Origin of the sequence: Sphingomonas sp. CFBP 8760, from assembly GCF_014841615.1 — a bacterium.
In the GTDB taxonomy this organism is placed as follows: Bacteria; Pseudomonadota; Alphaproteobacteria; order Sphingomonadales; family Sphingomonadaceae; genus Sphingomonas.
This window is the reverse complement of the sequence record NZ_JACYUG010000023.1, coordinates 39,594-49,828: the sequence shown is the minus strand read 5'-3', so window position 1 is coordinate 49,828 and position 10,235 is coordinate 39,594. Positions and strand designations below refer to the sequence as shown.

The window sequence follows — 10,235 nt, the reverse complement described above, 5'->3', positions numbered from 1 at the left end:
CGGCAGTCCACTTATCCAAGCCGCGAGCCTGTGCAGACAAACCGAACCATCTGTGTCCTGCTTCCTGAAAAGCTGCCGTTCGGCTGCCGCCCAACAAAAGACGCTCGGATTGCCGATCCGCAACACCGAAAGCGGACATTTATTCATGTCGACGGCAAGAGCTATTTAGGGGGGGTGAGCTGACTAGCTCACTATCTGCATCCGCCGGGCGCATCCGGCATACTAGGGTGAACCGTACTCAGCTAGAAAACGTCGGCGACCTGCCTTCGCAGACTGCTCCCTCGATAAGCCAGGTTTCGCTGAAGTTGATCTCAAACGAAATATCAACACACCTCGCTGCTTCCGCAGGCTCTATATCAAAGACCCAATCTTTTTCATAACTCTTACCCATATAGTACAATGCTATAATCCGGGAGTCCAACTCAACTTTGTCGAAAAGCGCCCTGTTACCAAAAATCGGCTTGGAGTAGTAGAGATTTAGATCGCCAGGATACCCGGTACGTAAGTTCGCCAGCCGTCGCTCCGGATCACCGGAGCGACCTATTTTACAGACTCGCTGGATCAAATTCGCCATGACGTAGATATTAGAACGTTCGGCTCCGACCCTGCTTGGCCAAGGGGGCCTATTAGGGCAGATACTCGGATTACTACATTCGAGAAGACCAAGCGAATTACGGTACATGGCTTCGCCGCAGATCCGGCATGCTCCGACATAAACCATCCAGCTCTCCAGCACTTCAGCTCTCAAGGCATGCGCTGGTGTGATTGCGCACTTATAGACTTCAACTATCGCCGGCACTTCCTTGGAGAAGATCGACCAACCCAGGTAAGGTCATCCCACGGCTGACTGCCAGCTTCAAGCAGGCTGTGTGCGATCTGCCGCAGCGCGGGGCGAAAGCCCGCTAGGCCGCTACATGAACGAAGGGCCGATCAAGCCGGTCGCGGCCGAAAAGCGGTCAGGCCATTCTCCACCCACATTCAGACGTTCCGCCGGTAGGAAATCGTCGACATACCCCACGCCCAAACCTCCGCATTTTCGCGACAGGCAGCGCCAAACGTTACACCGCAATCGACGGCGCTGCTGTTCCCGCCTGCCGCTCGAACAGGCGGCGATAATGCCCGTCGTCCGCTCGCAGGAGAGCGTCGTGCATGCCGTCTTCAACAATCCGTCCATTCGCGAAGACGAGGATCCGATCCAGTGCCCGGACCGTCGATAGCCGGTGCGCGATGACGATCGCGGTGCGGTTCACCATCAGCCGCTCCATGGCCTGCTGGATCGCCGCCTCGGATACGGAATCGAGGCTGGAGGTGGCCTCGTCCAGGATCAGGATCGGTGCATCAGCGAGGAAGGCGCGGGCGATCGCAACGCGCTGACGCTCACCCCCCGACAGCTTCACCCCGCGCTCGCCAACCGGGGTGCGGTATCCCTTGGGCAGCGCCATGATGAAGTCGTGCGCGTTGGCTAGCCGCGCCGCTTCCTCGATCTCCGCCTGGGTCGCATCGGCTCGGCCATAGCCAATATTCTCGGCCAGCGTTCGGTGGAACAGCACCGGCTCCTGCGGCACGATGGCGACCTGCTTGCGGAGAGAAGCCTGCGTCGCGTGCGCTACGTCCTGCCCGTCGATCGTCACCCGGCCGGCATCCACGTCGTACAGGCGCTGGATAAGTTTGACGAAGCTGGTCTTGCCCGACCCCGACGGTCCCACCAGTCCGACGCGCTGACCGGCCGGGATGGTCACGGCCAGATGCTCGTAGAGCGGCCGGTCCTGTCCAGCATAGCGGAAGGTCACGTCCTCGAAACGGATCGCACCGGCTTTGATCGCGATTGGACGCGCATCGACGCGATCGGCGACGCCGAGTGGTTCGTCGTGGAGCGCGACCAGTTCCTCCATCTCGTTCACCGAGCGCTGGAGCTGGTGGACGTACTGGCCGATGTCGCGAAGATAGCCGTTCAGCACCAGATAGCTGGTCAGGACATAGGCCATGTCCCCGGCGCTCGCCCGCCCGCGTGACCACAGCCATAGCGCCACGCCGGTGGCAGCGATGCGGATCAGCCAGAGCAATGCGAGCTGCCCCGATCCCGCCCAGGTGAACGCCATCCAGGTCCGCCGCGTGCGCCGGTGCCACTTGGCGACGGTCCGGGCCAGCAGCGCTTCCTCGTTTGCCTCGCCACCGAAGGCCTTCACGACGGCGTTGGTGCCGATCGCATCGGCCAGCACGCCGCCCATCTTCGTATCCCACTGGTTCGACAGCCGCGCGATCGGTGCCAGCACGCGGGTCGCCAGCCCCACCGTCAGCACGATATAGGCGAGCGCGCCGATGCCCATCACCAGCCCGAGCAGCGGCCAGTGCGCCGCCAGCAGGATCACCGTCCCGACCAGTACGGTCAGCGATGGCAGCAGTGAGAGCAGCAGCACGTCGTTGAGCGTGTCGAGCGCCCACATGCCGCGCGTGATCCGCCGCACGGTCGAGCCGGAAAAGGCGTTGGCATGCCAGTCGGTCGACAGCCGCTGGACGCGTGCGAACGCCTCCTGCGTCACGTCGCGCATCATGCCGAGCGTCAGCGGCGTGATCGCCCACCAGCCGAGATGGCGCAGCACGACCATCGCACCGCCAAGCGACGCGATGGCCGCGAACGCGCGCCAGGCGGGTCCTGCATCGCCGCTGCCAACGGCATCGATCATCCGCCCGGCATAAAGCGGCACGAATACCTCGGTCAGGGTGCCGAGCAGCATTGCTGTAGCACAGGCGGCTGCCAGCACCGGCGCGCGTGCCCAAAGCCGGAAGGTGAAAGCCAACACCTTGCGCAGCACGGAGACGCGCGGAAACAGGTCTTCGTCGTCGTCCGTCATGGAAACATCACCACGCGACTTCGCGTGGCCCTCATATCAGCGATGATGGGTATCGGTCGTGTTCGTGACCGGAAGCGTCAGTGGCGCAGGAGGATGCCGCCGACCCAAATTACTCCACGAATGGGCGCGGTATGATCGGTCATCGTCGCCCTCCTTTCGTGAATCGCTGGACGGCATCGCCGATAGCCGATCGCCTCGGCGAAAACTACCGGCACCGCATGCACGGTGCTATCGTGCGCCATGACCGGCTTCCCGCGCGCAATCCTAGATTATTGGCACGAAGCATTCGACGGCCGCCGCGTCGATACGGAAGGCGATGTCACGCTGACGGTGGTACCGACCCTGAGCCCCAGGCGCCCGGCGATGATCCTGGAGGGGCAGGATGGTTCGACGCGCGCGGCCCTTACGCCCGAACTGGCCGAAGTGATCGGCATTGATGCAGCGGGAATGATGACGGTCGCGGGTTTGCGCGATCGATTGACCGGAGCGGGCGTCATTTTCCACGATCCCGATTTCCTGTTTTACCTTGCTGGCGACACGGCATCAGCAGCTGATCAGTCGAAGGCGTTACGTCAACTTACTGACGCTGACCGCGCGGCATTCGACGCCTTTCAGACGGAGGCGTCGGAGCAGGATCTGGAGGAGGCCTATGTCGAGCTCGATCACTGGGCTGTCTTCGGTTGCTTCGATGGCGATCGCCTGGTCAGCGCCGCCAGCGCGCTTCCATGGCAGAACAGCCGGATCGCGGACCTCGGGGTGCTGACGTTGTCTGATGTCAGGGGCAAGGGCTACGCGCGGGCCGTCGTGCAGGCGATCAATCGGCATTCACGGCAGCAGGGCTATGAGCCTCAGTATCGCTGCCAGATCGACAACCACGCTTCCGTCGCTTTGGCGAAGGCGTGCGACCTTACCCTGTTCGGTAAATGGGTAGTGGCCTCGGACGCTTCCTGAACACAGATAGGCAGCATGAGGGGCAGCTGTTTCCCCGGTGCCGGCTTTCCCATTTTGGCGTCACCACCCGACCATTTCGGGAAAAGCCAATCGGGAATAGATTTTGAGAAAATGGGTGCTCTGACCTTCCACGCCCGGCATCGGACACCCCCCCCTTGCCCCGCGCGCCGTTCCCAATCGGGAAGGCTCACGCCTTTTTGGATGCCCGCCGGTTTGCTAGAACCAGTGGGATATGATTGCCGCCATTCTACTCGCACTGGCCGTCCCTTTGGCCGATACGGCACCGCTGACGCAACATGGCGTCGAGCGCCCGGATGGAAGTCGGATCACCTACTGGCTGGGCGAAACCCGCCATCGTTCGTCGGGCGTCGTTCTGGTTATGCAGGGAACCGGATGCGAAGCCGTTTCAAGCAAGCCGAACCTGCGTCACGCCGCTGGCATACTTCGACCCGGAGACCGAGCCTTGCTGATCGACAAGGTGGGCGTGGGGAGCGACGACGGAACGCCGGTCGTCGATGGCTGCTCACAGCGATACTGGGATCAATATACGCTCAGCCTGCGTGTCCAGGATTGTTTGCGGGTCATCGCTGACCTGCGGAGACAGTCTTGGTGGAACAGGAGAATCGTGATTTTCGGCGGCTCGGAGGGCGGCGCGGTGGCGGCCCTGCTTGCCCCGTTGGTGCCGGAAGCAAAAGCCGTGATCGTTCTGTCGTCGGGAACCGGTGTTCCGGTTGGGGAGCTGATCCGCGCGGCGGTGCCGCCGGCGATGGCTGCCGAGGCGCCTGCCGTCTTCGCAGCAGCCCACGAACGTCCGACAGGACAAGGGCGGTGGGGAGGATTGAGCTATCGCTGGTGGGACGATGCCGTCGATATCGTACCCGCCAGAAGCCTAGTACAATCCACTGTGCCTGTTCTCCTGATCCACGGCGCTCGCGACCAATCGTCACCCGTGTCCACTGCGCGAGCGGGTTACGAAATGGCGCGCAACGCGGGCAAGACCAATGTCGAGTATCGTGAACTGGCCGAGCTGGATCACTTCATGCGCACGGCGGATGGCACCAACCACATGGATCAGGTGCTTGACGATGCCGCGACATGGATCGAAGCACGCAAGCAGCCGAGGCGTCTCGCTGGCCGCTTCTGATCGAAAGGTCGATCAAAAGCGCATACACCAAGCGCGAGTCACCTTTTTGCCTCAAAAGGCGCACATCTACGTTCCGGTTCGAGAGGCGGAGCGTAGACATGTGGAAGCGCGGCAAAGCGGCAATACACTTGATCCTTGCCCCCTTGCTCGCCATTCCCTCTTCCGGGATTGCGCAGGATAGGGTGTTGGCCCCTCCCAGTGGTAGTGCGGAGCCCACGAACAGTCCGTCTTTCAGTTGGGGGAAGCCCCTGATCGGACGTCTTGCGAACGGCGTGAGGTTTGCGATCCTGCCCCGGCAGAGCCAAGAATCCGGTGTCGCGTTGCTCATGCGCAACGAAGGCGGCTTCATCGCCGAACGTCGGCCCGGTGAACGGGGATTGGCACATCTGATCGAGCACGTCGTCTTCCACAGTCCGACGGTGGGGTCTCCAGATGACCCCGATCATTTTACCCGCGTCGGTCTGCAACTGACACTTCCCGCTCCCCATGTGGCGACAACGAGCTGGCGGGAAAGCAATTACTTTCTGTCAAGCAAGACACCACAGACCGGCGACCTTGACAGCATTCTGGCCCTACTTCGTGAAGCCGCTTCCGACCTGACGTTCAGACCTGATACGGTAGATGGTCAGCGTATCTCGGTCATGCAGGAAATGGCTGACAAGAAGCTCGGCAACGAGATTTACGCCAGTTACATCGCCGCGGTCGCGCCGGGCTCGCCGAATGACGTGATCGATGCGCAGAACTCTGACGATGTGTCGACCGCGAACATCGATACCATTCGTGGCCTATATCGTCGCCTGTACCGCCCCGAAAACATGATGATTGTAGTCGTCGGCAACGTGAAGGTCGATGACCTGAAGACGCTGATCGACAAGCGTTTTGGAAACTGGGCGCCTTTGACGCCCACGTCTCACCCCGCTCCTTTCCCGACGTTCCAGCGTGACCACATTCGTCCGATCAGCTTTTCTGCGCTTCCGCAGGGACGTCGAACCGCGTTGGTGACCGTCGTCATGCCGACCCCAGTGCCTCCCTCGTCGCGCGATCGTCAGGCGCAAGCTGAAGTGATGGACCTCCTGGTCACGCGTGCTGTGAACAACCGCCTCAGCACCCTTCAGCCCGCCAATCCGGCTGGGAAAGTCGGCATGTTTATCGAGAACGGGGAGCAAGGTCAGCGCCAGATCATGCTTTGGGACAACTATGCCGAGGGCCTCTGGGAACCAGCCGTCGCGAATTTGCAAAGGGTCACGTGTGACCTCACCGTCTCTGGTTTCACTGCGGACGAGTGGGAAGCAGCCAAACTCAGTCTGACGAACGACCTGGATCGGCGCGCAGCGGATATGCCGAAGGTCGCGAATGTGGACTTGGCGAAGGAATTGTCGCACGCACTCGCTGATGGACGGAGCCTGATCCCGCCTGACGAAATGCTTCGCTACGCTCGAGACACGCTCCCCCGAATAGACGTGCGATCGGGTAACAGGTGGTGGCGTCGGCAATGGGGCAGCGGCGTCGAACACCTTCGGGTGGAGGGACCTGAATTCGCTAAAGTGTCTGATCCGGTGAGCGCGATCCGGGTGACAGCCAATGAAGCGAGTAGCACACCAAACTGCAAAGCGCACTGAATTGAGGGGCCATCTTTCCTGAAATCCCATCGATTCCAAGAATGCCAGCGTCGTCTCGCTAGTCGTTCGTTGCGGGAACGATGCTGCGCAGCTATTTGTCAGGTATGCTGATGTGGCTGACCATGGCCCTCCAAGCGGCGCAGCCGCTGCCCGATCCAGCCGCATTTGAGCTGTCGAGGATCGATAAGCCTCATGCACCGCCCAAGTTATCAGTGATCGCTCGATGCGATGATACCGCGTCATCGGAGGAAATCGTTGTCTGCGGAGCTCGACGGGATCGATACAGGTTGCCGCTACCAGTCGAGCGCTCCAGTACAGAACGGGGGCGGGACGACGTCCAGACTGGTATGGCTGCACTCGCTCCAGCAGCCCCTTGCGGTATCTTTGCAGGTCAACGACGGTGTTCAAAACAGGAAGCCGCTGAGTATGGATACGGCCAAGGCCGTGATCCGCTCACTATCGCCGTCAAGGTAGCCGGCAAGCTACTTGATCCGGACGGAAACTGACGCCAGCGCCTTGGCCTGTAAAGCGCTGTAGTCGAGGAGAACTGCAATATGATTGCCATTGTTGCTGCGCTGTGGAGCGTGATTACGCCAAGCTGTGCTCCTGTGCCCGGTGCAAGTCGTTTATGGCAGCCAGAGACCAGATGGGTCATCGTAGGCGAAATGCACGGGACGAACGAGTCGCCCGACGCCTTTGCCAACCTCGTCTGTTTAGGAAGTACAACAGGCCGTCCAGTGACCGTTGCATTGGAATATACCTCGGACGACCAAGCAGCCATCGACGCGTTCCTTAATTCTGACGGATCACCTCTTGAACAGGCCAAGCTCTTGAAGCTGTTCTTGTTCAAATCGGAATTGCAAGACGGTAGGGGCAGCGTTGCTTTTATGCGCCTGTTTGAGCAACTACGCACATTGAAGCAGGCAGGACGTATCGACGGCGTGATCGCGTCCGATATCGGCCGTAACACCCCAGAGGGGCAGGAACGAAATGCGTCGATGGCACAGACCTGGACCAGGATAGCAGCCCCCAAGGATGCGATCATTTTAGCTTACGTCGGCAATCTTCACGCTATGCGACAAGCGATCAGCTTGGGTGACCGCACCATCGTGCCCGCAGGGGCGCTTATGCCAGGTAAGCGAACCGTGACGATCAACGTCGCCGGTAATGGCGGCAAGGCATGGAACTGCCAGGATGACGGATGTGGACCACATGATAATGGTGACCTTCGGCAAGCGCCGCTTGGCATCACGTATTTGAAAGCGGCCAACAGACGGTGGGATGCGGTTTACGAACTCGGAGTTCAGACGACCGCAGCCGTACCGGCAAATGGGACGGGGCCAACGGCGGCCCCAGCAGTTAACTAGCACCAGATTGATAGCGGCCTTGCAGGAGGCTCCAGCTATTACCGTTGGACCCGACCTGAGCTTCCCACATCCTCCACCGGCAACGAGTTTCGAGACGCTGCACCCGTTTCCACTCAACTATCGTTTGTGGGAAAGGCGGCAGCGCTGTGCCCGTCAGCTGTCGCAGCTCGCCTTCCCGAAAGAGGCCGGTCCGTTCCCCCCAAACCCGGTCATTCAAAACATCATCCCAATCGACGCATTGCTGATGCCTTCCGCAAGTTTTCGGCCATCTCGTGGTCAGCCCCCTTTCTAGCCGTTGTGCCATGCGGGCGCGCCGCTACGCTGGCGAAAAGGGACATCTTTTTTATGCGTTACTTGCTTGCGGCGACCGCGTTGTCACTGTTCGCTACGCCGGCGCTTGCCGAACCTGACTATGCCGCCGCGATCCGCGCTGACTACGACAAGACGCTGGTTGCTATGTGGGACGACTTTCACCGCAACCCCGAACTCTCGTTCAAGGAGGTGCGCACGGCAGCCAGGATGGCGGCGTCGCTGCGGTCCGTAGCGGGCATGCAGGTCACCGAGAAGGTTGGCGGCACCGGCGTGGTCGGCGTGCTGCGCAACGGCGCCGGGCCGGTGGTGCTGGTGCGTGCCGACATGGACGGGCTGCCGGTCGAGGAGAAGTCCGGGTTGCCCAATGCGAGCAAGGCGCGCCAGGTCGGCGTCGAGGCCCCGGTGATGCACGCCTGTGGGCACGATACCCATATCGTCGGATTGCTCGCCACCGCACGCCGGCTCGCCGCACTCAAGGATCGCTGGGCCGGCACGGTGGTGTTCGTCGTCCAGCCCGCCAAGGAACGCGTTGGCGGTGCTGCGGCGATGCTGCGTGACGGGCTCTACACCCGCGCGCGGTGGTGACGACCGGTGCCACTGCGATGACCGCAGCGGTGCTTGACCTCCTCAAGCCGGGTCGGACGAACGCCGGGTGACGGGAGCACGTGCCCTTGGAGGACACGCGACGATCATACCTGCTCGGGTAATATTAAGCTTAGTAGCTTAGTAGCTTAGTAGCTTAGTAGCTTAGTAGCTTAGTAGCTTAGATTGGCACCTCTGTTGGGACCGCGTCTACCTCCGCGTTAATCCGATCGAGCTACTTAGCGGCGTCTGACCTCTAATGGACATTGACGGCTTGCGTAGGCGGGCACTCACCGGTGGATGTCGGCGCTACCAGCGACGTGGTTTCGATTGCGATGGGGCGATGCGTGAAGAGTGGTCCGATTATGGTGAGAAGGACAGCGTACGTCCCGATAAGTAGGCATTCGACTTTACGAATAAGCTACTAAGCGATATAAGTCGGTAAATAGCTTATTAGGGGCAGCCGTCATGCAGGTTTGGGCCGTTATCGCGCAGAAGGGCGGTCAATCAAAGACCACCCTCTCTACCGGGTTCGCTGTCGAGGCAGCTCATGAGGGGGCATCGGTCGTCATCCTTGATGCCGACGACCGGCAGGGATCGGCGCTCTACTGGTCGGAACGCCGGGGCGAAGATGACGTGATGGTGAAGGACAGCAGCGTCGCCGGCCTCCCTCTCCACGTTTCGCGCGGGCGTAGTAGCGGCAAGATTGACCTCATCATTATCGACACACCGGCTAACTCCAAGGACATCGCAATGCTTGCTGCCGAGCAGGCGGATTTCGTTATCATCCCGGTCGCGCCACGCGGGTTGGACGTTCATTCAGTGTTGCAGACGGTCAAGCAGGTGCAGCAGGCCGGCACTCCTTTCGCCGTCATCCTGACCCAAGTTCCACACCAAGGCGGGGAAGGGCAGGAGGCTCATGCCGGCTTCACCGCCAAGGGCGTAACGATGTTCGACAGCCGTCTTCATTTCCGCAAGGACTTCTACAAGGCGACGCCGTTGGGGCGCACTGCGGCCGAGACGGAGCCGGACAGCAAATCTGCGGCTGAACTACGCGCTGCATACGCTGAGGCTAAGCTACTAAGCGGTTATACGACTAAGCTAGTAAGCGAGGTGGCATAATGGCCCGGAAGCCCTCCTCGCTCGCCAGCATCTTTGATGACGAACCCGTAGATTCGACCCCGGCAGCAGCTCCCGTCGCCGACCTAGTTCCTGAGTCATTACCGGCGGAAGCACCGCGACGGGCGCGTCGCGCGGCCGATGCACCGACGCCGGCTCCAGTGGCGCCACGCCGCAGCAGCCATCCCGGCAAAAAGGCGGTGCTGATTCACATTCCGGAGGATATGCACCGCGCACTGCGTCAGCTCAGCGTCGAGGAAGGTGGGGAACCCCTTACCGTAATCACCGA

Annotated in this window: 9 protein-coding genes; 7 read left to right on the top strand and 2 right to left on the bottom strand. The window is 61.0% G+C overall.

Annotated elements, in window-relative coordinates; genetic code table 11:
- The coding region (locus IFT82_RS20615; RefSeq protein ID WP_207105835.1) for a hypothetical protein at window positions 1-183 on the top strand (183 nt) is incomplete at its 5' end.
- 55 nt (window positions 184-238) lie between these two features.
- Here IFT82_RS20615 and IFT82_RS20610 read toward each other — a convergent pair.
- Window positions 239-799 carry a GIY-YIG nuclease family protein gene (locus IFT82_RS20610; RefSeq protein WP_207105834.1) on the bottom strand — a complete coding sequence of 187 codons (561 nt, stop codon included), beginning with the start codon at window positions 797-799 and terminating at the stop codon, window positions 239-241.
- Window positions 800-1,058: 259 nt separating this feature from the next.
- Window positions 1,059-2,852, bottom strand: coding sequence for an ABC transporter ATP-binding protein (locus IFT82_RS18355; RefSeq protein ID WP_192129578.1), 1,794 nt, complete (start codon window positions 2,850-2,852; stop codon window positions 1,059-1,061).
- Between the two features lie 240 nt (window positions 2,853-3,092).
- On the opposite strand from IFT82_RS18355, the gene IFT82_RS18350 reads away from it, so the two are divergent.
- The 6 genes from IFT82_RS18350 to IFT82_RS18325 all read left to right on the top strand — a co-directional run bounded on the left by IFT82_RS18350 (window position 3,093) and on the right by IFT82_RS18325 (window position 9,949).
- A complete protein-coding gene (locus IFT82_RS18350) occupies window positions 3,093-3,803 on the top strand; it encodes a GNAT family N-acetyltransferase (protein ID WP_192129577.1) in 711 nt (236 codons plus the stop codon).
- A gap of 232 nt (window positions 3,804-4,035) precedes the next feature.
- A complete protein-coding gene (locus tag IFT82_RS18345) occupies window positions 4,036-4,947 on the top strand; it encodes an alpha/beta hydrolase (protein WP_192129576.1) in 912 nt (303 codons plus the stop codon).
- 272 nt (window positions 4,948-5,219) lie between these two features.
- Entirely contained in the window at window positions 5,220-6,566 is a 1,347-nt protein-coding gene (locus IFT82_RS18340; protein ID WP_192129575.1) for an insulinase family protein, read from the top strand.
- Window positions 6,567-7,120: 554 nt separating this feature from the next.
- A complete protein-coding gene (locus IFT82_RS18335; RefSeq protein WP_192129574.1) occupies window positions 7,121-7,933 on the top strand; it encodes a hypothetical protein in 813 nt (270 codons plus the stop codon).
- Window positions 7,934-8,278: 345 nt separating this feature from the next.
- Window positions 8,279-8,830, top strand: coding sequence for a M20/M25/M40 family metallo-hydrolase (locus tag IFT82_RS18330; protein WP_342355157.1), 552 nt, complete (start codon window positions 8,279-8,281; stop codon window positions 8,828-8,830).
- Window positions 8,831-9,295: 465 nt separating this feature from the next.
- Entirely contained in the window at window positions 9,296-9,949 is a 654-nt protein-coding gene (locus IFT82_RS18325) for a ParA family protein (RefSeq protein ID WP_192129573.1), read from the top strand.
- The last annotated feature ends 286 nt before the right edge of the window (window positions 9,950-10,235 follow it).